At 43.3% G+C, this 25459-nt stretch carries 26 protein-coding genes and 1 pseudogene; 21 read left to right on the forward strand and 6 right to left on the reverse strand.

Annotated features, from left to right (window positions below; all coding sequences use genetic code 11):
* The first annotated feature begins 164 nt into the window (after positions 1–164).
* From tsaE to rplI, 16 genes are all read left to right on the forward strand, one after another.
* The gene (tsaE, locus tag AABS66_RS05795) at positions 165–629 is read left to right on the forward strand and encodes a tRNA (adenosine(37)-N6)-threonylcarbamoyltransferase complex ATPase subunit type 1 TsaE (protein ID WP_206083153.1); all 465 of its coding nucleotides are present in this window, start codon (positions 165–167) and stop codon (positions 627–629) included.
* Between the two features lie 14 nt (positions 630–643).
* The gene (gene amiB / locus AABS66_RS05800) at positions 644–1930 is read left to right on the forward strand and encodes an N-acetylmuramoyl-L-alanine amidase AmiB (RefSeq protein WP_430224692.1); all 1287 of its coding nucleotides are present in this window, start codon (positions 644–646) and stop codon (positions 1928–1930) included.
* A gap of 11 nt (positions 1931–1941) precedes the next feature.
* The gene (mutL, locus tag AABS66_RS05805; protein ID WP_206083156.1) at positions 1942–3897 is read left to right on the forward strand and encodes a DNA mismatch repair endonuclease MutL; all 1956 of its coding nucleotides are present in this window, start codon (positions 1942–1944) and stop codon (positions 3895–3897) included.
* The gene (gene miaA / locus AABS66_RS05810) at positions 3890–4831 is read left to right on the forward strand and encodes a tRNA (adenosine(37)-N6)-dimethylallyltransferase MiaA (protein ID WP_206083157.1); all 942 of its coding nucleotides are present in this window, start codon (positions 3890–3892) and stop codon (positions 4829–4831) included. The genes mutL and miaA overlap by 8 nt, the downstream gene beginning before the upstream one ends.
* Positions 4832–4937: 106 nt before the next feature.
* A complete protein-coding gene (hfq, locus tag AABS66_RS05815) occupies positions 4938–5234 on the forward strand; it encodes an RNA chaperone Hfq (RefSeq protein WP_206083158.1) in 297 nt (98 codons plus the stop codon).
* A 91-nt stretch (positions 5235–5325) separates the two neighbouring features.
* Positions 5326–6606 carry a ribosome rescue GTPase HflX gene (gene hflX, locus AABS66_RS05820; protein WP_349415467.1) on the forward strand — a complete coding sequence of 427 codons (1281 nt, stop codon included), beginning with the start codon at positions 5326–5328 and terminating at the stop codon, positions 6604–6606.
* 115 nt (positions 6607–6721) lie between these two features.
* Positions 6722–7930: an FtsH protease activity modulator HflK gene (hflK, locus tag AABS66_RS05825; protein WP_206083160.1), complete on the forward strand. Its 1209-nt coding sequence runs from the start codon at positions 6722–6724 to the stop codon at positions 7928–7930.
* A gap of 2 nt (positions 7931–7932) precedes the next feature.
* On the forward strand, positions 7933–8934 hold the full coding sequence (hflC, locus tag AABS66_RS05830; RefSeq protein ID WP_206083161.1) for a protease modulator HflC: 1002 nt from the start codon (positions 7933–7935) through the stop codon (positions 8932–8934).
* Positions 8935–9218: 284 nt separating this feature from the next.
* A complete protein-coding gene (locus tag AABS66_RS05835) occupies positions 9219–10520 on the forward strand; it encodes an adenylosuccinate synthase (RefSeq protein ID WP_206083163.1) in 1302 nt (433 codons plus the stop codon).
* A gap of 330 nt (positions 10521–10850) precedes the next feature.
* On the forward strand, positions 10851–11273 hold the full coding sequence (gene nsrR, locus AABS66_RS05840) for a nitric oxide-sensing transcriptional repressor NsrR (RefSeq protein WP_206083165.1): 423 nt from the start codon (positions 10851–10853) through the stop codon (positions 11271–11273).
* Positions 11274–11315: 42 nt separating this feature from the next.
* Positions 11316–13784 (forward strand): ribonuclease R, encoded by a 2469-nt coding sequence (gene rnr / locus AABS66_RS05845; protein WP_206083167.1) that lies wholly within the window; start codon positions 11316–11318, stop codon positions 13782–13784.
* Between the two features lie 87 nt (positions 13785–13871).
* Positions 13872–14621, forward strand: a complete 750-nt coding sequence (gene rlmB, locus AABS66_RS05850) for a 23S rRNA (guanosine(2251)-2'-O)-methyltransferase RlmB (RefSeq protein ID WP_430224693.1) — start codon at positions 13872–13874, stop codon at positions 14619–14621.
* Between the two features lie 154 nt (positions 14622–14775).
* The gene (gene rpsF, locus AABS66_RS05855; RefSeq protein WP_206083778.1) at positions 14776–15171 is read left to right on the forward strand and encodes a 30S ribosomal protein S6; all 396 of its coding nucleotides are present in this window, start codon (positions 14776–14778) and stop codon (positions 15169–15171) included.
* Between the two features lie 8 nt (positions 15172–15179).
* Entirely contained in the window at positions 15180–15497 is a 318-nt protein-coding gene (gene priB, locus AABS66_RS05860) for a primosomal replication protein N (protein ID WP_206083171.1), read from the forward strand.
* A 4-nt stretch (positions 15498–15501) separates the two neighbouring features.
* Positions 15502–15729: a 30S ribosomal protein S18 gene (gene rpsR / locus AABS66_RS05865; protein WP_000135199.1), complete on the forward strand. Its 228-nt coding sequence runs from the start codon at positions 15502–15504 to the stop codon at positions 15727–15729.
* A 37-nt stretch (positions 15730–15766) separates the two neighbouring features.
* Positions 15767–16216: a 50S ribosomal protein L9 gene (rplI, locus tag AABS66_RS05870; RefSeq protein ID WP_206083173.1), complete on the forward strand. Its 450-nt coding sequence runs from the start codon at positions 15767–15769 to the stop codon at positions 16214–16216.
* Between the two features lie 109 nt (positions 16217–16325).
* On the opposite strand, the gene AABS66_RS05875 is transcribed toward rplI, so the two are convergent.
* Positions 16326–16907 carry a LysM-like peptidoglycan-binding domain-containing protein gene (locus AABS66_RS05875; RefSeq protein WP_272573906.1) on the reverse strand — a complete coding sequence of 194 codons (582 nt, stop codon included), beginning with the start codon at positions 16905–16907 and terminating at the stop codon, positions 16326–16328.
* Positions 16908–17126: 219 nt separating this feature from the next.
* Between AABS66_RS05875 and AABS66_RS05880 the strand changes: the two genes are divergently transcribed.
* On the forward strand, positions 17127–17747 hold the full coding sequence (locus AABS66_RS05880; RefSeq protein ID WP_206083177.1) for a peptidylprolyl isomerase: 621 nt from the start codon (positions 17127–17129) through the stop codon (positions 17745–17747).
* Between the two features lie 129 nt (positions 17748–17876).
* Complete coding sequence (cysQ, locus tag AABS66_RS05885) at positions 17877–18617, forward strand: 3'(2'),5'-bisphosphate nucleotidase CysQ (RefSeq protein WP_206083179.1); 741 nt, start codon at positions 17877–17879, stop codon at positions 18615–18617.
* A 53-nt stretch (positions 18618–18670) separates the two neighbouring features.
* On the opposite strand, the pseudogene mqo reads toward cysQ, so the two are convergent.
* The 4 genes and pseudogenes from mqo to AABS66_RS05905 all read right to left on the reverse strand — a co-directional run bounded on the left by mqo (position 18671) and on the right by AABS66_RS05905 (position 22046).
* Positions 18671–20163, reverse strand: a pseudogene (mqo, locus tag AABS66_RS05890) (malate dehydrogenase (quinone)).
* A gap of 10 nt (positions 20164–20173) precedes the next feature.
* Positions 20174–20563, reverse strand: a complete 390-nt coding sequence (locus tag AABS66_RS05895; protein WP_272573907.1) for a hypothetical protein — start codon at positions 20561–20563, stop codon at positions 20174–20176.
* Between the two features lie 358 nt (positions 20564–20921).
* Positions 20922–21512, reverse strand: a complete 591-nt coding sequence (locus AABS66_RS05900; RefSeq protein ID WP_430224694.1) for a GDP-mannose pyrophosphatase — start codon at positions 21510–21512, stop codon at positions 20922–20924.
* Between the two features lie 129 nt (positions 21513–21641).
* Positions 21642–22046 carry a YgiW/YdeI family stress tolerance OB fold protein gene (locus AABS66_RS05905; RefSeq protein WP_206083187.1) on the reverse strand — a complete coding sequence of 135 codons (405 nt, stop codon included), beginning with the start codon at positions 22044–22046 and terminating at the stop codon, positions 21642–21644.
* A 177-nt stretch (positions 22047–22223) separates the two neighbouring features.
* Between AABS66_RS05905 and qseB the strand changes: the two genes are divergently transcribed.
* The gene (gene qseB, locus AABS66_RS05910) at positions 22224–22889 is read left to right on the forward strand and encodes a quorum sensing response regulator transcription factor QseB (RefSeq protein WP_206083189.1); all 666 of its coding nucleotides are present in this window, start codon (positions 22224–22226) and stop codon (positions 22887–22889) included.
* Entirely contained in the window at positions 22886–24238 is a 1353-nt protein-coding gene (gene qseC, locus AABS66_RS05915) for a quorum sensing histidine kinase QseC (protein WP_430224695.1), read from the forward strand. Before qseB ends, qseC begins: the two co-directional genes overlap by 4 nt.
* 157 nt (positions 24239–24395) lie before the next feature.
* Here the strand turns inward: qseC and AABS66_RS05920 are convergent, their stop codons facing one another.
* Positions 24396–24953, reverse strand: coding sequence for a YtfJ family protein (locus AABS66_RS05920; protein ID WP_206083193.1), 558 nt, complete (start codon positions 24951–24953; stop codon positions 24396–24398).
* Positions 24954–25244: 291 nt separating this feature from the next.
* Between AABS66_RS05920 and AABS66_RS05925 the strand changes: the two genes are divergently transcribed.
* A complete protein-coding gene (locus AABS66_RS05925) occupies positions 25245–25451 on the forward strand; it encodes a DUF1107 domain-containing protein (protein WP_047756348.1) in 207 nt (68 codons plus the stop codon).
* The last annotated feature ends 8 nt before the right edge of the window (positions 25452–25459 follow it).

The raw sequence follows: 25459 nt of genomic DNA on the forward strand, positions 1-25459 counted from the left end.
TCTGATAGTTTCAGCAATGTTAATTAAGAAAAATGACGGCGCTTAGGTTAATATAGTCAATGGTATTTGGAAGAACTGAAACAGGCTTCCTCTCGGATACTGATAACAGTCATTAGACAATAATTTGGCGACACAGCCCATCAATAATGCCACAAAAGAACACTATGAAAGAACGTAGAATACAACTTGCTGATGAAGCGCAAACTGTTGCGCTTGGTCGCGCAATTGCAGGTGCTTGCCATCAAGGTGTGGTAATTCACCTGTATGGTGATCTCGGTGCGGGAAAAACCACGTTTAGTCGTGGTTTCTTACAAGCTTTGGGTCATCAAGGCCATGTAAAAAGTCCAACTTACACACTGGTTGAACCTTATGAATTAGCGGATCGTTATGTTTTTCACTTTGATCTCTATCGTCTAGCAGATCCTGAAGAACTTGAATTTATGGGTATTCGTGACTATTTTTCTGAAAACTCGATCTGCTTGGTTGAATGGCCGCAACAAGGTAAAGGTTTTTTACCTGAAGCGGATCTTGAGCTCCATCTCACATATCAAGATGAGGGGCGTCAGGCTCACATCGTTGCTTTGTCTGCAAATGGGGAGTCGTTGTTAGAAGCATTACCCCAATTCTAAGGAACTTATTGCTCATGTTGAATGCATCAATGCACAGAATAACAAGAAAGGGTTTTTTGGCGGCTTTTGTCCTTTTTATGCTTTTATTCGCATGGCTTTTTGCTATGCAAGCACAAGCCGCAACACTGTCTAATATTCAAGTGAATAATAGCCCATCACAAGCTGAGGTCACACTAAGCTTTATTGACGGTAAGCCTGATTACTCTTATTTTCCCTTGCATTCACCTGAGCGACTGGTTGTTGATGTAAAGCAACGAGGTGAAATCCTTGGCTTGCCACTAAAAGTGCCTGCAGGGGATTTGGTAAAAGTGGTGCGTTCAAGCCAACCTTCTGATAACCAACATAAACGTCTGGTGATGGAGCTATCCCGCGTCGCAAAAACCAAAGCTGTTTTAAAGCAAGTGGGTGGCGAATATCAATTAGTTCTGACGATTTCAACAGGTAACTCAACCAGTTCAACGTCATTTAATCGCACCAATAATAATGTTGCTCCTGTGGTCAATAACACACAGGACAAACCGTTAAAAATGAATAATCCAGCGCCTGTTTCAACGCCTGCCCCTGTAAAATACAAAAATATGCCTAAAGGCAGCAAACAGGTGGTGATCGCTATTGATGCGGGGCATGGTGGTAAAGACCCAGGCGCGATTGGGAAAAATGGTTATAAAGAGAAAGATGTGACTCTGAGCGTTGCGAAAAAACTCTATCAGCGTCTTGAAGCTGACCCTATGTTCAAACCCGCTATGACGCGTGATGGCGACTACTTTATTTCTGTTAGTGGACGTTCCGATGTTGCTCGTAAAAAAGGCGCGAACATGTTGGTATCCATCCATGCGGACTCAGCCCCTAACAGCAGCGCACGAGGTGCCTCTGTTTGGGTATTATCAAATCGTCGTGCAAATAGTGAGTTAGGTAGCTGGTTAGAACAACGTGAAAAACAATCTGAATTATTAGGCGGTGCAGGGGATGCGCTCAGTGGTGCAGATCCGTATTTAAGCCAAGCAGTATTGGATTTGCAGTTCGGCCACTCTCAGCGCGTGGGCTATGATGTCGCTGTTCAAGTTATTCAGCAATTGAGAAAAGTGGGTAATATCCATAAAAAAACGCCAGAGCATGCCAGCCTTGGGGTTCTGCGTTCTCCCGACATTCCGTCAATCTTGGTTGAAACAGGCTTCATCAGTAATGCAGCGGAAGAGCAACTGCTCAAATCCAATGAATTCCAAGATGCAGTGGCTGAGGCCATTCACTTAGGATTGCGCCAATATTTCCTTGCGAATCCGATTCAAGCTGCACCTAAATAAGGAATTGAGCGATGGCAATACATATTCTCTCTCCTCAATTAGCGAACCAAATTGCGGCGGGTGAGGTGGTCGAAAGGCCTGCATCTGTCGTAAAAGAGCTGGTTGAGAACAGTCTTGATGCCAAGGCAACACGCATTGATATTGATATTGAGCGTGGTGGAGAGAAACTGATCCGTATTCGTGATAATGGCTGTGGGATTAACAAAGATGAATTAATCCTCGCCCTTGCGCGCCATGCGACCAGTAAAATTGCGACGCTCGATGACCTTGAAGCCATTATGAGTATGGGCTTTCGCGGTGAAGCATTAGCGAGCATCAGCTCTGTTTCACGATTAACGTTGACGTCAAAACCCGCGGAACAAACCGAAGCGTGGCAGTCTTACGCTGAAGGGCGGGATATGGAAGTCACAGTAAAGCCTGCAGCGCATCCTAATGGTACGACGGTTGAAGTCCTCGATCTCTTTTATAATACCCCTGCAAGGCGCAAATTTATGCGCACTGAAAAAACCGAATTTGGCCATATTGATGAAGTGGTTCGCCGCATTGCATTATCGCGCCCTGATGTGTCTATTAATTTGACTCATAACGGAAAACTGGTGAAACAGTACCGTGCTGCCCATGATGAAGTGCAGCAAGAAAGGCGGCTTGGGACTATTTGCGGTACTGGCTTTATGCAAGGCGCATTAGCGTTATCTTGGGAGCACAGCGACCTGGCAATTAAAGGCTGGGTGGTTTCCCCATCGAATACTCCTGTGAGTGAAACTCAGTATTGCTATGTGAATGGACGGATGATGCGCGACCGGTTAATTAACCATGCTATCCGCCAAGCATTTGAAGGCTATTTAGAAGACAATCAACAGCCCGCTTATGTCTTGTATTTAACCATTGATCCGAAACAAGTGGATGTAAACGTCCATCCAGCGAAACATGAGGTACGTTTTCACCAAGCGCGGTTAGTACATGATTTTATTTATCAAGCCGTACGTACAGTACTCCTTGAAGCGGCATCAATAAGTGAATTACCAGGAATAGAGCCAGTACATGCTGAGCTCGAAAACCGGTCTTCAGCAGGAGGGAATTATTTTTCTTCCCCAACATCAACTTCGAAACCAAATTATACCGAATCATTGCCACAGGCTGAGAGAACCGCTCGTGAACCGCAGGTCGCTTATAAGCCTGCAACCACGGCGACATCGAGTTCTTCCCTGCCCAAATCCGCATCACAATTCGTCGGGAATGTAGAGCAGAAAAACTACGGCACTAACTACGATAAAAAAGCGGGAGACCTTTACCAAAGCTTGATGTCAATTCCAGTTCCTGAAACGGAGAAAAAACCGCTTTTTCCTGAGCGCCAACCTGTGGATACGTCTCAAGTTTCTTCACAACCTGTAGCAAAAAATGCGGATAACTACCTTTTTGGTAAAGTATTGACAATTTACTCAAAAAACTTTGCATTAATTGAGTCTTCGTTGGGACTAATCCTGTTATCCTTAACGGAAGCTAATTATTTATTGAAATTAGCGCAATTGTCGCCAGAGGGTGAAAACCTCAAGCCACAACCTCTTTTGATACCGCTAAAATTGTCACTTAAAAACGATGAAATAGAGGTTTTACAGCGGTACAAGGAACAATTGGCAATATTTGGTATCGAAGCCACGATATTTCATGGAAAAGTAACAATTCATACGGTATCGTTACCATTAAGAACACAAAATTTATCGCAACTTTTTTCAGATTTGATCGGTTTTTTATCGACAAAAGAAAGCATCACACAACAAGATATCGCACAATGGCTAGCCAAAGCGGTTTCACAGGTGAAAACAGAAGAAAGTTGGAGTTTAGCACAGGCTGTTCAGTTGCTGGCTGATGTTGAGCGGATTTGTCCGCAGTGGGTAAAAAATCCCCCACCAACATTATTACAATTAATTAATTTACAATCCGTGGTAGCTACACTAACAAATGAGTGATTTAGTAACTCAGAAAAAACCTGATGCAATATTCCTTATGGGGCCGACTGCTTCAGGTAAAACCGCTTTAGCGATAGAACTTCGCAAGCATTTGCCTGTGGAAATTATTAGTGTCGATTCGGCGTTAATTTACCGTGGAATGGATATTGGTACAGCAAAGCCAACAGCCGAGGAACTCAGCCAAGCCCCTCATCGTTTGATTGATATTCTCGATCCAGCTCTACCTTATTCTGCTGCTGATTTTCGTCGTGACGCATTAAAAGTAATGAGTGAGATTACTGCTCAGGGTAAAATACCGTTACTTGTTGGCGGTACTATGTTGTATTTCAAAGCATTGTTAGAAGGACTTTCACCATTACCTTCTGCTGATGCAAATGTGCGCACCCAAATAGAACAGATAGCGCAAGAACATGGATGGAGTGAAATCCATCGCCGTTTAGCGGAGGTCGACCCTGTTGCTGCGGCTAGGATCCATCCTAATGATCCACAAAGATTATCCCGTGCTTTAGAGGTATATCTCATTTCAGGACAAACTTTGACTGAAATGACACAAACAGCAGGGGAAGAATTGCCTTATAATGTGTTTCAGTTTGCTATTGCGCCACAAGATCGTAAAATTTTACATGAACGCATAGAACAACGCTTTCATCTGATGATAGACGCGGGTTTTGAAGAGGAAGTCCGTGCTCTTTACCACCGAGGTGATTTACATGTTGATCTTCCCGCCATTCGTTGTGTGGGCTATCGGCAAATGTGGTCATACTTGGACGGCGAAATTAGCCATGATGAAATGGTTTATCGGGGAATTTGTGCAACACGCCAATTGGCAAAACGCCAGATTACCTGGTTAAGAAGCTGGGATAATGTTCAGTGGTTAGATAGTGAGCAACCTCAGCAGGCGCTTGACACAGTTATGCAGGTAGTACGTGCATAGGACTGATGTTTGTGTACAATTAGAACGTTAAGCGCAATTTTTGAGTAGTTACTTTTGGAATCATAAAGATTCTCTTTTAAAAACAACAAAATAAGGAAAACATAGAATGGCTAAGGGGCAATCTTTGCAAGATCCGTTCCTGAACGCATTACGTCGTGAAAGGGTTCCGGTCTCTATTTATCTCGTTAATGGCATCAAATTGCAGGGGCAAATTGAATCTTTTGATCAATTTGTCATTTTATTGAAAAACACAGTTAGCCAGATGGTTTATAAGCACGCTATCTCTACTGTTGTCCCTGCACGTCCTGTTTCTCACCACAGTGGCACAACAGGTGGTAGCGCAGGTAATGGTAATTACCATTCGGGTGCACCTGCATCGCAGGATGGCGAAGTAACTGAGTAAGTTTGTACGCTAAAAGACAAGGAAAGCATGGGTAGGGAGACTGTACCTGTGTTTTCCTTTGCAATTATTGTTTAGCCTAAGAGGTTGCACCTTGTTTGATAGGTATGAAGGCGGTGAGCTTGCTGTGTTAGTCCATGTCTTTTTTTCCCAAGAAAAAGACGTTGATAATCTGGCAGAGTTTGAGTCACTCGTGACGTCTGCTGGGGTAAAGCCAGTACAAATAGTCACAGGCAGTCGTAAGGCACCTCACCCAAAGTTTTTTGTTGGGGAAGGAAAAGCTGAAGAGATAGCCCAAGCCGTTGAGGAAAGTGGCGCAGATGTGGTGTTGTTTAATCACACGCTAAGCCCTGCTCAAGAACGTAATCTCGAAAGGATTTGCCAATGTAAGGTGGTTGACCGTACAGGGGTAATTTTAGATATATTTGCTCAACGGGCGCGTACGCATGAAGGTAAACTTCAAGTTGAATTGGCACAGTTACGTCATTTATCCACTCGCTTAGTGAGAGGATGGACACACCTTGAGCGGCAAAAAGGCGGGATTGGTTTGCGTGGTCCTGGTGAAACTCAACTTGAAACAGACCGTCGGTTATTAAGGGATAAAATCAAACAGATTTTATCGCGGCTTAGCCGGGTAGAAAAACAGCGTGAACAAGGGCGTCAAGCGAGAAGTAAAGCGGATATTCCGACAATTTCTCTCGTGGGTTATACCAATGCGGGTAAATCGAGTTTATTTAACCGTATGACGTCTGCAGATGTTTATGCTGCAGATCAGCTATTTGCGACACTTGACCCAACGCTTCGCCGTATTAATGTCGAAGATGTCGGTGTTGTCGTTTTAGCAGATACCGTGGGTTTTATTCGCCACTTACCACATGATTTGGTTGCCGCATTTAAAGCAACCCTGCAAGAAACTCGTGAAGCAACGTTACTGCTGCACGTTATCGATGCAGCAGATGCTCGCTTGGATGAAAATATCCATGCGGTTGAAAGCGTGTTGGAAGAAATTGAAGCGGATGAAATACCAGCACTTTTAGTGATGAACAAAGTTGATATGCTGGAAGATTTTGTCCCGCGTATTGACAGAGATGAGGATAACAACCCTGTTCGTGTCTGGGTTTCGGCGCAAACAGGTGAAGGTATCCCATTGCTGTTACAAGCATTGACGGAACGCCTTTCTGGTGAAATCGCACATTATGAATTGCGTTTACCACCAAACGAAGGTCGTTTGCGTAGCCGTTTTTATCAACTCCAGTCAATCGAACGTGAATGGTTGGAAGAAGACGGTTCAATCGGCCTTGAGGTGCGTATGCCAATGGTGGATTGGCGACGTTTGTGTAAACAAGAGCAGCAATTATCTGACTACGTGGTTTAACAACGTAGCCAGGCAATGGAATTGATATTAAGAGACACACAAACTCAGCATACTTCCAGTGTGTTGAGCGGAGCTCTTAGCCCTGAAAATCAATCATAAAGAATGGAGCTAAAACATGGCGTGGAATCAGCCCGGTAATGACGGACAAGACCGCGATCCGTGGGGAAGCGGCAATAAAGGCGGCAACTCTGGCGGAAACAAAGGTGGTCGAAAACGTGGGGCTTATGATCTCGACGATCTCTTTCGTAAAATAGGCAGCAAGCTAGGTGGGAACAAAGGCGGCAACGGTGGTGATGGCGATAACAAACAGCCTTCACAAATCAGTGGTCGTTTAGGGATGTTAGCACTTGCTGCTATTGTAGTTGTCTGGGCAGGTTCAGGCTTCTACACCATCAAAGAAAGTGACCGTGGCGTAGTGTTACGTTTTGGTGAATACAGTGGTATTGTTGGGCCAGGTTTGAACTGGAAGCCAACATTCATTGATAGAGTCGTGCCTGTCAACGTAGAAACTGTACGTGAGCAAGCGACTAACGGCATGATGTTGACGTCAGATGAAAACGTGATCCGCGTTGAAATGAACGTTCAATACCGTGTGACTGACCCTGCGCAATATTTATTTAGCGTGACTAACCCAGACAACAGTCTGCGTCAGGCGTTAGACAGTGCTGTGCGTGGTGTTATTGGTCAATCTGCTATGGAGCAAGTATTGACTACGAATCGAGCCTTTATCCGTGATGTGACACAAAAAGAGCTTGAAGCGACAATTGCACCATACAAAATGGGTATCACACTGCTGGATGTCAACTTCCAAGCAGCGCGTCCACCTGAAGATGTTAAAGCAGCATTTGATGACGTAATCTCAGCAAGGGAAGAAGAACAAAAAACTATTCGTGAAGCGCACGCTTATCGAAATGAAGTTCTTCCACTGGCAAAAGGTAACGCACAACGCCTGATTGAAGAAGCCGAAGCGTATAAAGCGAGTGTGGTCTTCAAAGCAGAGGGTGAGGTCGCAAGCTTTGCGAAAATGCTACCTGAATACCGTGCAGCACCAGAAATCACTCGTGAGCGTCTTTACATCGATACGATGGAGCGTGTGTTAAGTAATACACGTAAAGTTATTGCGAATGATAAGAGCAACAGCATGTTAGTGCTTCCGCTTGACCAAATCATGCGTGGTACAAATTCAGATGCGGCTTCAACATCAAAAGTTAATCCGTCAGCAAGAATGGCGACGCCAAGCATTAATTCGTCATCATCTGCTGCAACGCCTGCACAGCCAAACAGCGCTGTTCGTGGTGATGCTGTTAGAGTAGGGAGACAATAATCATGCGTAAATCGCTAATTGTTATCGTTATTGCCATCTTGGCAGTTGCATACGCATCTATCTTTATTGTTCCTCAAACTGACCGCGGCATTGTATTGCGTTTTGGTAAGGTTCTGCGTGATTCTGAAAACAAACCGATCATTTATGAGCCAGGTTTGCATTTCAAAGTGCCATTTATTGAAACTGTGAAAATGTTAGATGCACGTATTCAGACATTGGAAATCCAAGCTGACCGTTATTTGACAAGCGAAAACAAAGATTTAATGGTGGACTCCTACCTGAAATGGCGTGTTACTGATTTCAGTCGCTACTATGTAGCAACTGGCGGTGGTAACCCATATCAAGCAGAAACCCTGTTAAAACGTAAATTTAGTGACCGTTTACGTTCTGAGTTTGGTCGTTTAAGCGTTAAAGATATCATTACTGATTCACGTGGTCGTTTAACCGTTGATGTACGTGATGCCTTGAACAAAGGTACTGCAATTGATGATGCGACAAAAGAAGCTGATGCAGCGATTGCGGATGCCGCAAAACGTGTAGAACAAGAAACTAACTTGAAGCCACTGGTTGTGAATGCAAACAGTATGGCGGCGTTAGGTATCGAAGTTGTCGACGTGCGTATTAAACGTATCGAACTGCCAAACGAAGTTTCTGAAGCTATCTATGCACGTATGCGTGCAGAGCGTGAAGCGGTTGCACGTCAGCACCGTTCACAAGGTCAAGAAGAAGCGACTAAGATCCGTGCGGTTGCAGATAAAACTGTAACTGAAACACTGGCAGAAGCAGAGCGTACCGCGCTGACCTACCGAGGTGAAGGCGATGCAATGGCAACAAAACTGTTTGCTGATGCATTCAACCAAGATCCAGAGTTCTATGCGTTTATTCGTAGCTTGCGTGCTTACGAGCAAAGCTTCAAGAGTGGTGAAGACGTGATGGTATTAAGCCCAGACACAGACTTCTTCCGCTTCATGAAAGCACCAACTAAGCTTCGTGCAACAGATTAATAAATAATCAGACTAAGTTGCGTGCAACCTAGCAAAATAACTGTTAATCTATTAAAGAAAAGCCCGCTTCGGTGGGCTTTTTTTCGCCTGTCGTTTTAAGTATAGGATTTTTCAGGGAAAATTTAAGCTGCTCAACTGGTTACATTCATTTTGGGTTTACGGCAGAAATAAAAATACCATTTAACTTGCTTTCCAGAAAAAAATTTTAGTAATGCCAAAATATCACTGGAACAGTTCATTTTTGATGGTAGAATTCATTTTTAAGCAACCGAGTGTATTTCGAAATGGGTAAGAACGTTGTCGTACTGGGCACCCAATGGGGTGACGAAGGGAAGGGCAAGATCGTCGACTTGCTGACAGAGCGCGCTAAATATGTAGTTCGCTATCAGGGCGGCCATAATGCTGGCCATACGCTTGTTGTAAACGGTGAAAAAACCGTTCTCCACTTAATTCCATCCGGTATTCTTCGTGAAAATGTCATCAGTATTATCGCTAATGGCGTTGTTCTTGCGCCTGACGCATTAATGAAAGAGATGAAAGAATTGGAAGACCGCGGTGTTCCAGTTCGCGAACGCTTACGTCTTTCAGAAGCATGCCCACTGATCCTGCCTTATCATGTTGCATTAGATAACGCCCGTGAAAAAGCACGTGGTTCCAAAGCGATTGGAACAACGGGTCGTGGTATTGGTCCTGCTTACGAAGATAAAGTTGCTCGTCGCGGCTTACGTGTTGGTGACTTATTCGATAAAGCAACTTTCGCAGAAAAATTAAAAGAAATCGTCGAATACCATAACTTCCAACTCGTTAATTACTATAAAGAACCTGCTGTTGATTACCAAAAAACACTGGATGATATCATGGCAGTGGCCGATATCCTGACAGGCATGGTAATCGATGTGTCTGATCTGCTGTACAAAGCAAGCCAGAACAACGAATTTGTGATGTTTGAAGGTGCACAAGGCACATTATTGGACATTGACCACGGTACTTATCCGTATGTAACCTCTTCAAATACCACCGCGGGTGGTGTTGCAACAGGTTCTGGTTTAGGCCCTCGTTATGTTAATTACGTACTGGGTATTATCAAAGCTTACTCAACACGTGTTGGTGCGGGTCCATTCCCAACCGAATTGTTTGACGAAGTGGGCGAATTCCTGCGTGAAAAAGGCCAAGAATTTGGTGCAACGACGGGTCGTAAACGTCGTACTGGTTGGTTAGATATCGTTGCAATCAACCGCGCGGTACAAATCAACTCACTGTCAGGTTTCTGCATGACTAAACTGGACGTTTTAGACGGTTTAGAAGAAGTGAAAATCTGTGTGGGCTACCGTCGTCCAGATGGCAAAGTGCTTGAAACAACGCCTTTAGCTGCGGATGAGTGGGATGGTTTAGAGCCAGTTTACGAATCCATGCCAGGTTGGAAAGAAACCACTTTTGGTGTGAAGCAAAGAGAATTACTGCCGCAAGCAGCGCTGAACTACATCAAACGTGTTGAAGAATTAACGGGTATTCCTGTTGATATTATTTCAACTGGTCCAGATCGTTCTGAAACAATGATCCTGCGTGACCCGTTTGACGTTGAGTAATAACATTGACTGCGCCTAATACAGGCGCAGTTTTTTTACTGCTTTACCTCCCTCCGCGATGCAACTTCTTTGATAAAACAGTCAAAATTCCCCATAATGATTGAACTAAGTTACTTTTGTGTGCAGATTCTGTGCAATTAGATGCATATTTGCGATACGTAATACGCTAAACTGTATTTATGAACACATAATTTATTTGCATGCTATATTTTGTGCATAACCAAGTGGGATTTAGGTTCAAATTAGGTTATTTGCAATTAAAATACGTGAGAAAATTTTCGACCAACTCATTTTGGTCGTATAAGTAAAAGCCAAAATTTTGAGGTGATTGTGCAACTGACGAGTTTTACCGACTATGGATTACGAGCGCTTATTTATCTGGCTTCTCTGGGTGAAGGGAAGATGACCAGTATTACAGAGGTGACGGACGTTTATGGCGTTTCACGTAATCATATGGTTAAAATTATCAATCAGCTCAGTCATTTAGGTTATATAAAAGCCACTCGTGGCAAAAATGGCGGGATTACACTAGGGCAACCAGCAGAATCAATTCGTATAGGGGATGTTGTTAGAGCATTAGAACCCCTAACCCTTGTTAATTGTAGTGGTGAGTTTTGCCACATAACACCTGCGTGTCGTTTAAAAGGTGTGCTACACCAAGCAATACAGCAGTTTTTACAAGAACTTGATCAATATACGCTGGCGGACATGGTGAAAGATAACACCCCGCTCTATCAATTACTGCTTGATTAATATTCGCAGTAGTTATGAATTCTGATGACAACGGAGGTAACGATGTCACAAGATCCTTTTCAGGAAAGAGAAGCAGAAAAATACGAATCCCCAATTCCAAGCCGAGAATTCATCCTCGACTTAATCTCGAAACGTACTGCCCCAGCTAATCGCGAAGAAATCGCCCAGTTACTCAATCTTTCTACGGAAGATGAATTAGAAGCTTTACGCCGCCGTTTAAGAGCAATGGAACGTGATGGTCAACTCGTGTTCACACGCCGTCAATGTTATGCATTGCCAGAGCGTTTAGATTTATTAAAAGGAAAGGTTATTGGCCATCGCGATGGCTACGGCTTTCTGCGTGTTGAGGGTAAAAAAGAAGATTATTATTTATCTCAAGATGAGATGAAACGTGCGCTGCACGGCGACGTGATTTTAGCACAGCCATATGGGCAAGACCGTAAAGGTCGTACTGAAGTGCGCGTGGTTCGCGTATTAGAGCCAAGAAACAACCAAATTGTAGGCCGCTATTTTATTGAGTCGGGCATGGGGTTTGTGGTGCCAGATGATAGTCGTCTCAGTTTTGATATCTTGATCCCGAAAGACCGTATTTGCGGTGCTCGCATGGGTAACGTGGTGGTGGTTGAGTTAGTGACTCGCCCACAACGCCGTTCTCAAGCAGTCGGGAATATTATCGAAGTGCTTGGGGAAACAATGGGAACGGGTATGGCGGTTGAAATCGCGCTGCGTACTCACGAAATTCCTCATTCATGGCCGCCACAAGTTGAAAAACAAGTCGCTGATTTAAGTGAACATGTGCCTGAGTCTGCGAAAAAAGGGCGTATGGATTTGCGTGATTTACCATTGGTTACTATCGATGGTGAAGATGCTCGCGATTTTGATGATGCTGTTCATTGTGCGCCGAAAAAAGGCGGTGGCTGGCGTTTATGGGTCGCAATTGCGGATGTTAGCTATTATGTACGCCCGCAAACATCGTTAGATACTGAGGCGCGTAGCCGTGGTAACTCAGTATATTTCCCATCTCAAGTTGTGCCGATGTTGCCTGAAGTTCTTTCTAATGGCCTTTGCTCATTGAACCCAGGGGTCGATCGCCTGTGTATGGTGTGCGAAATGACGGTATCGGCCTCAGGGAAGCTGTCTTCCTATAAATTCTATGAAGCAGTGATGAATTCCCATGCAAGGTTGACCTATACAAAAGTATGGAAAATCTTGGAAGGTGATGAAGAACTGCGTGAACATTACAAAGCATTGGTTCCACATATTGAACATTTACATCAGTTATACAAAGCATTAGATGCGGCACGAATTGAGCGTGGGGCGATATCCTTTGAATCGGAAGAGGCGAAATTTATTTTTAATGCAGAGCGCCGTATTGAAAGTATTGAACCTGTCGAGCGAAATGATGCACACAAATTAATTGAAGAATGCATGATTTTAGCTAACATTGCGGCGGCTAGATTTGTGGAGAAAAACGAAGAGCCTGCGTTATACCGTGTGCATGATCGTCCAAAAGAAGAGAGCGTAATGAATTTACGTTCAGTATTTAGCGAGTTAGGGCTCACATTGCCTGGTGGTATGAAGCCAGAGCCAAAAGATTATGCACAAGTGATGAATGAAGTGGCTGAGCGCCCTGATCACGAATTGCTGCAAACCATGATCTTGCGTTCGATGAAACAAGCGATTTATGACCCTGAAAACCGCGGTCACTTTGGTCTAGGGCTGAAATCGTATGCGCACTTTACCTCGCCAATTCGTCGTTATCCTGACTTAACGTTGCACCGTGGTATCAAATATTTGTTGGCAAAAGAATATGGCCATTCAGATAAGCGCTGGACAGAAACAGGCGGCTGGCACTCTGATATGGACAGCATGTTGCAACTGGGTGAACACTGTTCGATGACAGAGCGTCGTGCCGATGAAGCAACGCGCGATGTGGCTGACTGGTTGAAGTGTGACTTTATGCAAGACCAAGTGGGTCAAATTTTCACGGGGTTAATTACCAGTGTGACAGGCTTTGGCTTCTTTGTTCGCCTCAATGACTTGTTTATTGACGGTTTAGTACATATTTCTACCCTTGATAACGATTACTACCGTTATGATGCTGTCGGCCAGCGCTTAATTGGTGAATCATCAGGCACGACCTATCGACTTGGTGATGAAGTGGAAATTCGTGTGGAAGCGGTGCATATGGATGAACGCACCATTGATTTCGCGTTAATTTCAACAACTCGTAAAGCGAAAGCCCCAGGCAAAACTGCACGGGATAAAATGAAGCAAGAAGTAAAAAATGCTACGCGGCCAGCTCGCCGTAAAGCGCAAGGGAGCAAAGATAAAAACTTCGAGCCTGATTCTGCATTTCGCCGTTCTGAGAAAAAAGGGAAAAAAAGCGAAGCACAAGCTGATGCAAAAGGGAAAGGAAAGGGAAAAAAACCTTCCGATAAAACTAAGAAAATTACAGCAAAACTAAAAGCAAAACGCGTTGCGAAGAAATCCTCAAAACAAGAGGGCTAATATTTTTGCTAGCGTAGTGCTTTGTTAATTAACGAAAGTGGCGTGTTTGCGCCACTTTCCTCATTTAGATTAAAACATAAGACTGTTATGAGCGAAATTATTTACGGTATTCACGCAGTGAAAGCCTTGCTTGAGCGTTCTCCGCAACGCATTAAAGAAGTGTATATCCTAAAAGGGCGTGAAGATCGCCGATTGATGCCTATCGTGCATGAAATTGAAGCACTAGGCGTTGTTGTCCAAGTCGCGAATCGCCAGTGGATGGATAGCCAAACTGAAGGTGCTGTTCACCAAGGGATCATTGCGAAAGTATTACCAGGTAAGCAATACCAAGAAGGTGATTTGCCCGATTTATTAGAAAGCACACCGTCACCATTTTTACTGGTACTTGATGGTGTGACGGATCCCCACAATTTAGGGGCTTGTTTGCGTAGCGCAGATGCAGCAGGTGTGCATGCAGTGATTGTTCCGAAAGACAAATCGGCGCAATTGAATGCAACTGCAAAAAAAGTAGCTTGCGGTGCAGCAGAAAATATTCCCCTTATTCGTGTGACGAACCTAGCAAGGACATTGCGCTTATTGCAAGAATACAACGTATGGATTGTGGGGACGGCGGGTGAAGCAGACCATAATTTATACCAAAGCAAACTGACAGGCTCTATCGCATTAGTGATGGGCGCAGAAGGTGAAGGCATGCGCCGTTTAACCCGCGAGCATTGTGATGAATTAATCAGCATCCCGATGGCAGGTTCAGTCTCCTCTCTGAATGTGTCAGTGGCGACAGGGGTTTGCTTGTTTGAAGCCGTACGCCAGCGCTTACCTGTTTCAGGTGAAAAATAATATTTGTGTAAAACTGCATCCATCTCTTGAGTTTTATCTCAGGGGTGGGTATAGTTACGCGTCAATTTTTTAGCCGCACTCAACAAGTTCCTTGCCTCCGCGGGCCGCGGTTAACCCAGACAGGAGGCTAATAATCCGTAAGGAGCAACTACTAATGCGTCATTACGAAATCGTTTTTATGGTCCATCCTGACCAAAGCGAACAGGTTCCGGGCATGATCGAGCGTTACAGTGCAGTAATCACTAACGCACAAGGTCAGATTCACCGTCTGGAAGACTGGGGCCGCCGTCAACTGGCTTACCCAATCAACAAACTGCACAAAGCTCACTATGTTCTGCTGAACGTAGAAGCACCGCAGGAAGCGATTGATGAGCTGGAAACTAACTTCCGCTTCAACGATGCCGTTATCCGCAGCATGGTTATGCGCTTAAAACACGCAGTAACAGAAGCTTCTCCAATGGTTAAAGCTAAAGACGAACGTCGTGGCCGTGACCTTTCTGATGAATATCAGGATGAAGAAGTAGAAGAAACTGGGGATTCTGAAGAGTAATTGCGCAGGTGTCCACTAATCGTTTGGTGCTAACAGGCACAGTCTGTAAAGCATTGATTCGAAAAGTGAGTCCGTCGGGCATTCCACATTGTCAGTTTGTTTTAGAACATCGTTCACAACAACTGGAAGCGGGATTGTCAAGGCAAGCATGGTGCAGAATGCCCATTATTGTTAGCGGACAAACCTTACAAGCTCATACTCACAGTTTAACGGTCGGCAGTTGGATTACAGTTAGCGGTTTCATTAGTACCCATCAAGGGCGCAATGGAATTAGCAAAATAGTCCTCCATGCCGAGCAGATTGATTTGATAGATTCTGGAGACTAGCCATATGGCACGTTATTTCCGTCGTCGCAAGTTCTGCCGTTTCACAGCGGAAGGCGTTCAAGAGATCGACTATAAAGATATCGCAACGCTGAAAAACTATATCACTGAAAGTGGTAAAATTGTACCAAGCCGTATCACCGGTACTCGTGCAAAATATCAGCGTCAGCTCGCTCGTGCTATCAAGCGCGCTCGCTACCTGTCTCTGTTACCATATACTGATCGTCATCAGTAATTGGTACAGTCCATTAACGACTTAAGAGGATAAGGTAATGCAAGTTATTCTGCTTGATAAAGTAGCTAACCTAGGTAGCCTGGGTGATCAGGTTAACGTTAAATCGGGCTATGCTCGTAACTTCTTAGTTCCACAGGGTAAAGCTGTTCCTGCAACTAAGAAAAACATCGAATTCTTCGAAGCTCGCCGCGCTGAACTGGAAGCTAAATTAGCTGACGTTCTGGCAGCAGCACAGGCTCGTGCAGCAGCTGTTACTGCACTGGGTTCTGTTACTTTAGCTTCTAAAGCTGGTGACGAAGGTAAACTGTTCGGTTCAATCGGTACTCGTGACATCGCTGATGCAGTAACTGCAGCTGGCGTTAAAATCGCGAAAAGCGAAGTTCGCCTGCCAAACGGCGTTCTGCGTACTACTGGTGACCACGAAGTTCACTTCCAGTTACACAGTGATGTTTTCGCAGAGCTGAACGTTATCATCGTTGCTGAGTAATCAATAATGATGGTAGGTATTGTCGACTTATTGGCAATACCAATAAAAAACACCGGCTAAGTCCGGTGTTTTTTGTTTTCTAGTATTCCATTTTAGCGATGATTAACGCCTAAGGTGTACGATAGTAACTGCCGTCGCTTAACCGTGCAAAACTATATGTTTTTCCATCAGAAGCCGTAGTTTCCAGCAACTGAACTTCCCCTTTCTCATTTGCTTTTAAGCGAATTTTTTGCCCCTGACGTAAATTACTTAGCGGTTTTTCAACCCCTTCAACGCGAGCCATGATAAAGGCATCGTTAGCCTGCAAATTATTATCACGGAATAATTGCGCCAGTGTTTTCCCTTTTTGAACGCGGTAATTTTGCCACTTATTTGCCGATGGGCTTGTGACCTGAGGCTCTTGTGTCTTTGGTGTTGTTGGTGGTGGCTCTGTTGGCACAGGTTCTATGGGCTCAGGCACAATTTCAGGTTCTGTTGGTATTTCCTCTATATTACCTTCAGGTTCTTGACCAGATGGCGTCTGAATAGGATCAGGAATGATCTCAGGTGTTGTTGGTGGGGGAATGACAATAGGCTGATTTTGCGGCGTATTATTCAAAGGTTTATCGCCTGTTGGCCAAAACAGGGCAACCACAACAATCAGTGCTAATACGGCGATACCATAGCGATGAAATTTAGACAGTTTAACCATCACTCCTCCTTGATGAGGCAATGCATTAACTTGGGCGTATTTATACGCATACTAACACTGTTTTTGGGTAATTTAAGTGCTTGATATGATTTTTCGGAGAACACTGAGCAAATTTATACGCTATCGGGGTAATTTATTATTTAGATTGACGGTTTGGGTTTACCCATAGCAGGGGGGCTGTTATTCTTGGTTTTTATCAAAAACCATATGGGTATTTTAATGGCAAACCAAAATTTTGATTCAGTAGAAGCTCAAGCGAGTTACGGTATTGGTCTACAAGTTGGCCAACAATTATTAGAGTCAGGGCTAGAAGGCTTAGTACCAAACGCAATTTTAGCGGGTCTGGTTGATGCTTTAGAAGGCAACATGCCATCAGTGCCTGTTGAAACCCTGCACAAAGCATTACGTGAAGTTCATGAGCGTGCAGATGAAGTCCGTGTTGCTCGCCAAGCTGCAATGGCGGAAGAAGGCCAAAAATTCCTCGATGAAAACCAAAAACGTGAAGGCGTTTCAACGACTGAATCTGGTTTGCAATTTTCTGTGATCAACCAAGGCGAAGGTGCGATCCCATCTCGCTCTGATCGTGTCCGTGTTCATTACACTGGCCGTTTAATTGATGGTTCTGTGTTTGATAGCTCTGTTCAACGTGGCCAGCCAGCTGAATTTCCAGTTAGCGGCGTGATCCCTGGTTGGATTGAAGCATTAACGCTGATGCCTGTTGGTTCGAAATGGGAGCTGTATATCCCTCATGAATTAGCTTATGGTGAGCGCGGTGCAGGTGCATCAATTCCACCATTTAGCACACTCGTTTTTGAAGTTGAGCTGTTAGAAATCTTATAAGAATAGCGGTTTTAATCACTATTTGAATTGATGCCTTGGTGTTTTTATTCACTAAGGCATTTTTTATGGCGTAAATTTTACACACTTGCTACTCTTGCTGTAAAGGTCAACGGGAGAGAGGTGAATAACATGCTACAACAAATTTGCGAACTTGCTCAAGAAGCGGGTTATGCCATTATGGAAACCTACAATGCGCAAGAACCGTTGCGGGTTGATCATAAAAGTGACAACTCCCCTGTCACGGAGGCGGATATTGCCGCACACCATATTATTGCTGCTGGCCTCACCCGCATTGCCCCTGATATTCCACAACTTTCTGAAGAAGATCCTCCGGAGTGGTCAGTAAGACAGCACTGGCAACGCTATTGGTTGATTGACCCTCTTGATGGCACCAAAGAATTTATTAACCGCAATGGGGATTTTACCGTTAACATTGCGTTAATTGAAAATGGGGTACCCGTTATGGGGGTCGTGTATGCTCCTGCAAAAGGGTTGCTTTATTATGCAGAGGGAAACCAAGCGTGGAAAGAAGAAGGCGGTCATAAGCAGCAAATCCATGTGTATGATGGAAAACCTCCTGTCATTGTGATAAGCCGTTCTCATCAAGACAGCGAGTTAATGGATTACTTGGCGCAAATGGGGGAGCATACGACCGTAGAAATTGGTTCATCACTGAAATTCTGCTTTGTCGCGGACGGAAAAGCGCAGCTTTACCCACGTTTTGGACCGACGAATATTTGGGATACTGCAGCGGGTCATGCGATTGCGATTGGGGCAGGTGCGAAAGTGGTTGATTGGAATGGAAAAACTTTAGACTATACACCGAGAGAGTCATTTTTGAACCCTGGCTTTCGAGTGATTTTATTCTAATAATCAGATAAGGTTGGGAAGTCATGGAAGTCATTTCCCAACCTTATCTGTAGCTAATTATCTAATTGCAGCACTTTAGCGGTTGCAGTACGAATATCTAAACACGCTTTTGCGTCCTGTTTTAAATCAATACCATAAGTTGGAATAATGTCTTTTAACTTAGTTTCCCAGCCATCCGCTTTAAGTTGATTGGCAAAACAATCTTTTAGGACATTTAGCGCAATAAAGGCGGCGGTTGATGCCCCTGGCGAGGCTCCCATCAATACAGTAAATGACTTATCTGCACTGGTAATCAGCTCGGTACCAAATTCTAAAATACCTTTTTTATCATGATCAGGTTTGATAATTTGCACCGCTGGCCTGCAACGACTTCTTTCCAATCCTCATGTTGTGCATCTGGGTAAAATTTTTGCAGTGTGGCAAATTGGTGTGCAGAGGTTTGCAGCACTTGCCCGACAAGGTACTCAGCTAACGACCAATTATCTTTTGCGATAGCCAGCATCGGCTCAATATTATTGAGGCGAATGGATTCAAACAGGTCTAAATAAGAGCCGTGTTTTAAAAATTTACTGGAAAAGCCTGCATATGGGCCAAACAGTAAGGAGCGTTTGCCGCCAATAATACGAGTATCTAAATGTGGAACTGACATCGGTGGAGAACCTTTGTCTGCTTTGCCATACACTTTTGCATGGTGCCTTGCAGCCACTTTTTCATCATCGCAACGTAGCCAAATTCCACTGACAGGGAAGCCGCCATAGCCTTTTCCTTCAGGAATACCTGATTTTTGCAGTAATTCAATAGCACGCCCTCCTGCACCGACAAACACAAATTTTGCGGATGTGACGTGTTTTTCATGGGTCAATAAATTTTTGACTTCCACATTCCAGCGACCATCAGAGGTTTGAGTGACATCAACGACTTCATGTTTATAGTGAAGAGTAAAACCAGACTGTTCGCTGAGTTGTGCCATTAATAAATGCGTCAATGCACCATAATCGACGTCTGCCCCTGTAACTACACGGGTGACAGCAATATTTTTGTCATCGTCACGACCTTCCATCAACAACGGTGCCCAATCATTAATTTGTTTTGGGTCATCACTGTATTCCATGTTGTGGTAGCAGTGGTGAGCTGACATTTGCTTAAAGCGTTGTTGTAAAAATTTGACATTGTCGGCGCCCCAAACAAAGCTCATATGGGGGCAAGGGTGAATAAAATCGCGTGGATTTTTAATTTTTCCTTTTGTGACAAGGTATGACCATAACTGGCGAGATAAATCGAATTCTGTATTAACTTCAAGGGCTTTGCTGATATCGACCGTGCCATCAGGATTCGGCGGGGTGTAGTTCATTTCACAGTTTGCAGCGTGGCCTGTTCCTGCGTTATTCCACGGATGTGAACTTTCTTGTGCACAATCATTTAAGCGTTCAAAAACCGTAACCGTCAGTGATGGGTCGAGTTCTTTTAATAAAGTACCGAGTGTCGCACTCATAATCCCTGCACCGATCAGCGCAATATCAACGTTTTCTGCTATAGGTTTAGTCATAAAAAAGCCTCTATTTTTTGGTCGGTGTGAAGCACAGATCAGTGCCTTCTTGATAGACAACATAAGCACGTCGCCATGGGTCGTCACCGATCAATCGCCACTTATGGCCTGTTCCAGTATTATCCTGTGCGAGTAAAATATCACCTGGATTAATGATAAATTTTGAACCATCTTTGGTTTCAAATTCTAAGGTGCCAGTGAGGGTGATCACATAACGAGGGACAGGATCTTTATGCCAATCCCAAGATCCACCTGAGACAGTTTCACGGAAAGTCAGTTCGCTGACTGAAATGGCTGGGGTTTGACTATCTCCACGGGCAACACTATCCAGTTCCAGTGTGCCTTCTTCAAACAGGGAATTTCCATCTTCACCTGTCCACATACGAACACAACGTATCATCTTATTTAGCTCCTTAATGAAAATGGTATGACTTGAAATTAATTTAGATTCATTAGTGATAAAATTAGGGTTCGTAAAATGACAATATTAAAACGGCGAAAATATATAATGTTTTTAATTTAAGGTTTTTTAAGTGGCAGGTCAAAGTTAAAGTGTCTTTATTTATAGTAAAGATGGTATGTTTGTATTTAATTGAATTATAAGGTTTATTTTTATCTTGTTTTGATTGTCGTTTATTGATTGGCGTGAGCCAAATACCTCTTTTAATGAAGGAAATAAATAATTAGGTTGTTAAAATAGAGAATATAAAATAAAACTCACCGTAATGTAGTTCAATTACAGTGAGTCGATAAAATAATTAGCTTTTAAGAATTGAATTTAAGGCGAGGTGCTGTATTAACATAATTGTCTTACCATCGACGATTTCTCCTGTTTTGATAGCTTCGAGTGCTTTAGGGAATGGCCACTCTAATACTTCAATATCTTCGCCTTCTTCTACCAGCCCTCCGCCTGCATTGCTACGGTTATTATCGTTATACTCGGCGATATAAAAATGCAGTTTTTCTGTGACAGAACCTGGACTCATAAAGGCTTCAAAGACTTTTTCCAGTTTATCAACTTTAAAGCCCGTTTCTTCTTCTGCTTCGGCAATAATACGTGCCTCTGGAGAGGCATTTTCAAGTAAGCCTGCGGCAGCTTCGATTAAAAATTTCGGGTAGCCACTGACATACATCGGCATACGGAATTGGCGGATGAGAATAATGCTGTTTTTAATTTTGTTGTATAACAAAATAACGGCGCCGTTTCCTCTGTCATACACTTCGCGTTCTTGTTGTTGCCAACTTCCATCGCGTCTTTGTAATTCATAGGTGTATTTTTTTAAAATATACCAATTATCTGAAAGGAGTCTTTCTTGAATATTACGCAGTTTCGGTTGTTTAACAGTCATTGTATAGCCTTAGCGACAATTGTATTTAAGGCTAATTTAGCACTGTTAAAAATAGCAAGAAATAAGATTTTGAGGAAAGCCAGCTTTTTGCTAAGGGCTGAAAGCTGGCGATATAACTGGTGAGCTCAATTATTTGATTAACTGGATTTGTTTAACTTCAACTTCCCTTGAGTTCCAATCCTTATCGATTTTACCGCGAATTTCGATTTTATCTTTTGGCGTGACATTAATGCCATTCCAGCGTTTTTCGCTGATCTCAAGGTTAATGGTGCCTGTACCGTCAGTGAATTCATAATGTTTATGATCAAGCTGTTTAACAATATTACCGCGTAGGATAACCCAGCTATCATCTGACATATCAAGTGCTTTTGCGACAGTCATTTCCCCGCTATTTGGGCCAATAAAGCCACCTGCTTGGGTATTCTGTGTGGCTGTATTGGCAACAGCACCTGGGCCATCAAAACCGCCATTAGCAGCAAAAACAGGTGCAGAAGCAAGAGCGGCAACTAAAGCAATTAAAGGTAATTTTTTCATCGTCGTTATCTCCAAATAAAGCATTAACTGGTTCGTATGGAGGGTATTAAAGCAGGTAAATCTTAACAGGATCTTAAGAAATTCTCATAATGTATTATATTTTTAATTTGCTTAATAATAGCTAGTCATCTTATTGCGTATGGGATAAATATAATAATATTCCGATATGGGGGAATTATGCGTATTTTATTAATTGAAGATGACAGACTCATTGGTGACGGGCTAAAAGTCGGTTTAACGCAGCTTGGGTTTACGGTTGACTGGTTTATGGACGGTAAACAGGGGCAACTTGCGTTATTTGATGCGCCTTATGATGCAGTCGTTCTGGATTTATCCCTACCAAATATTGATGGTATGGATATTTTAAAGTACTGGCGTACAGAAGGGCGGGATGAACCCGTGTTAATTCTGACCGCGCGAGATGCCCTTGACCAACGAATTCAAGGCTTGCAACAAGGTGCAGATGATTACCTATGCAAACCTTTCGCATTGATGGAGGTGATGGCGCGTTTGCAAGCATTGATCCGCCGTAGAAGTGGACAACTCACTCCCAAACTTAGCCATGGTGTGGTTGAAATGGACCCTGTTGCGATGACAGTGACGGTGAATGGCGAATCCGTTCAACTCAAAGGCAAGGAACTGGCGTTATTGTCCCTCTTTTTACACAATCCAAACAAAGTGTTGTCCCGCGCGTTGATTGAAGAAAAGCTTTATAACTGGGATGAGGAAGTATCGAGTAATTCCGTCGAGGTACATATTCATCATTTAAGGCGCAAATTGGGGAATAAGTTTATTCGAACAATTCACGGTGTCGGTTATCGATTAGGTGATAATGAACAATGAAAACGTTTAGTTTGCGGCTAAAACTCACCTTAACATTATTATTTCTTGCGTTGCTGACGTGGGGAGTTGCCAGCTCGTTAGCATGGTACCAAACCTATAAAACAATCAATGAGTTATTTGATACACAGCAGATGGCTTTTGCCAAGCGGTTATCGGTATTGCCTTCAGATCTTGAGTTAACGAAACCCTCACTAACCAAAACAAAAAAATTATTACGGAAGAACCGCGGGTCTCAAGACGATGATGCGCTGGCGTTTGCTGTGTTTACTCCTGAAGGGGAACAGGTGCTCAATGATGGCGATAATGGTCGTGATATTAGTTTTGAGTTCACACGAGAAGGTTTTTCAGATGGCATGATGAAGGGGAGTGATGACCCTTGGCGATTTGTCTGGTTAAAATCTCAGGATGGACAATATGTGATTGCAGTAGGGCAAGAGTGGGAATATCGCCAAGAGATGGCGACAGATATTATGGTTGCCCAATTTATGCCATGGTTAGTGGCATTACCTGCGATGTTATTGATATTTTTATGGTTATTAACTCGTGCCTTGCGCCCGCTTAAAGATGTTGCTAACCAGTTGCATCGTCGAAAGCCCAATGAGCTAACACCAATACAAGTGACACGGATCCCCAGTGAGGCGAGGCCTATTATCGACTCAGTGAATGGGTTGTTTGGTCGCATTAACCAAATGTTTATGCGCGAACGGCAATTTACGTCTGATGCAGCCCATGAGTTACGTAGCCCTCTTGCTGCGTTAAAAGTACAGGCAGAAGTTGTTCAAATTGCAGGAGATAACCGTGAAATACGTCGTCATGCTGTTGAAAATTTAACGGAAGGTATTGATAGAGCCACTCGGCTTGTCGACCAATTGCTGACCTTATCACGATTAGAATCTTCTGCGCAGCTAGAAGATTCCAATGAACTTACGTGGGAGGCATTAATTAACGCGGCAGTGAAAGAGATTGAGCCAGATGCGATGCGCCACGAAACTCACATTATTCAAACAGTTGTTTCAACGCCAAAGCCTTTTCAAGGGCAAGCACTGCTCCTGAGCGTGTTATTACGCAATTTACTTCATAATGCCATTCGTTATGGTAAAGAAAAAGGCGAAGTTAAACTTTCATTATATGCGGATCGCCTTGAAATCCAAGATGATGGCGAGGGTGTAACCCCAGATGTGTTACAGCGTTTAGGGGAGCGTTTTTATCGCCCGCCAGGGCAAGAAAAAACAGGAAGCGGGCTGGGATTGTCTATTGTTAAGCGCATTGCTGAGCTGCATAATCTGCACGTTATTTTTACCCATAGTGAACTGGGTGGTTTCTGTGTCAAAATTCGTTGGGCACACTAAAATACCCTTAGTTAGAGTGATTGATTATTAGCAAAATGAAAATAATTATGCATATTTACTATAAGGGCATTTTAGAATAACTCACTATTTTTGAAAAATACCATGATAAGTTAATCCCTTCATTTATCTGGGCTGAGTGAAGGGATTAATTGCGCGACTATTTTAAAGCGGAAATGAGTAAGCCAATGACTTTCTCAATTTCTTGCGAATTTAACTCACCATCTTTGAAAAATAGCACTTTTCCTTGGTTATCCAATAGGATAATCGCAGAACTTTCAGGTTTTAATCCCCATGCTGTTTTGACTACACCATCGCTATCGACAATAAATTGAGAATAGGGAAACTCTTTTTTGCTGTCTTCGACACTGTTTTTAACGAAAACGCCCGTTCCAAAAATTGCATCATCCGTATTAATAATCGTCGTGGTTTGATAGGTATCGTGCGGAAATCTAGCATTTTTAATGGCTTCGATGAGAGGTGCGTTGAGTTCTTTTGCGGATGAACGCCCAGCAATATGCTGAATAGTGCGCACTTTACCCACTAATTGCTGGCTTTTCCATGGCTGGTAATCGAGTTTGTTTTCTTTATTAAGAATTAGTTCGCCTTTATCTGTGACTGAAACTGCAGGAACAGATTGATTTATTTGAATATTAGCAGCTGCCGCTAGCGTGGATAAGCTGAGTAAGCAAATGGAAATGAAGACGTTTTTAAACATAAAAGCCCCTTGAATTGTAATGTGGTTTGAGCCCGAAGATTATTTTTCTTCGTGTATTTATAGCATAGCTCATCGGATGAGTTTCAATGTGAAATTTAACAATTTTTTAAAATTCAGAATAAATACACCGTTTAAAGGGGATTTAACAGTTATTTGACAGTGTCATGTTATGTCAGCAAATTGAATAAAACTGCAATTTTAGAACCAAAGTCGAAATTTCTGGTCTATGATTATTGTACGGTATGCATTATGAGATGCCGTACGTAAGAACAAAGGGGAGGAAAAGTTCTAATGAAAATTTTTAACCGTTATAACCCATCTAAAATTGCTCTTTATGTTAAAACACTTTTCAGTGGTCGGCTCTATATAAAGGATTTTGGGGCATTCGAGTTTAATTATGGGAAGATTTTACCGCCAAAAGTCAGTGATAAACGCCATTACAGTGTGATGAGTGAGGTTAACAAACACGTTTTATTACTACAGGCTGAATTAGGATAGGTTAATCA

Origin of the sequence: Providencia sp. SP181 (assembly GCF_050446505.1) — a bacterium.
GTDB classification, from domain to species: Bacteria; Pseudomonadota; Gammaproteobacteria; order Enterobacterales; family Enterobacteriaceae; genus Providencia; species Providencia vermicola.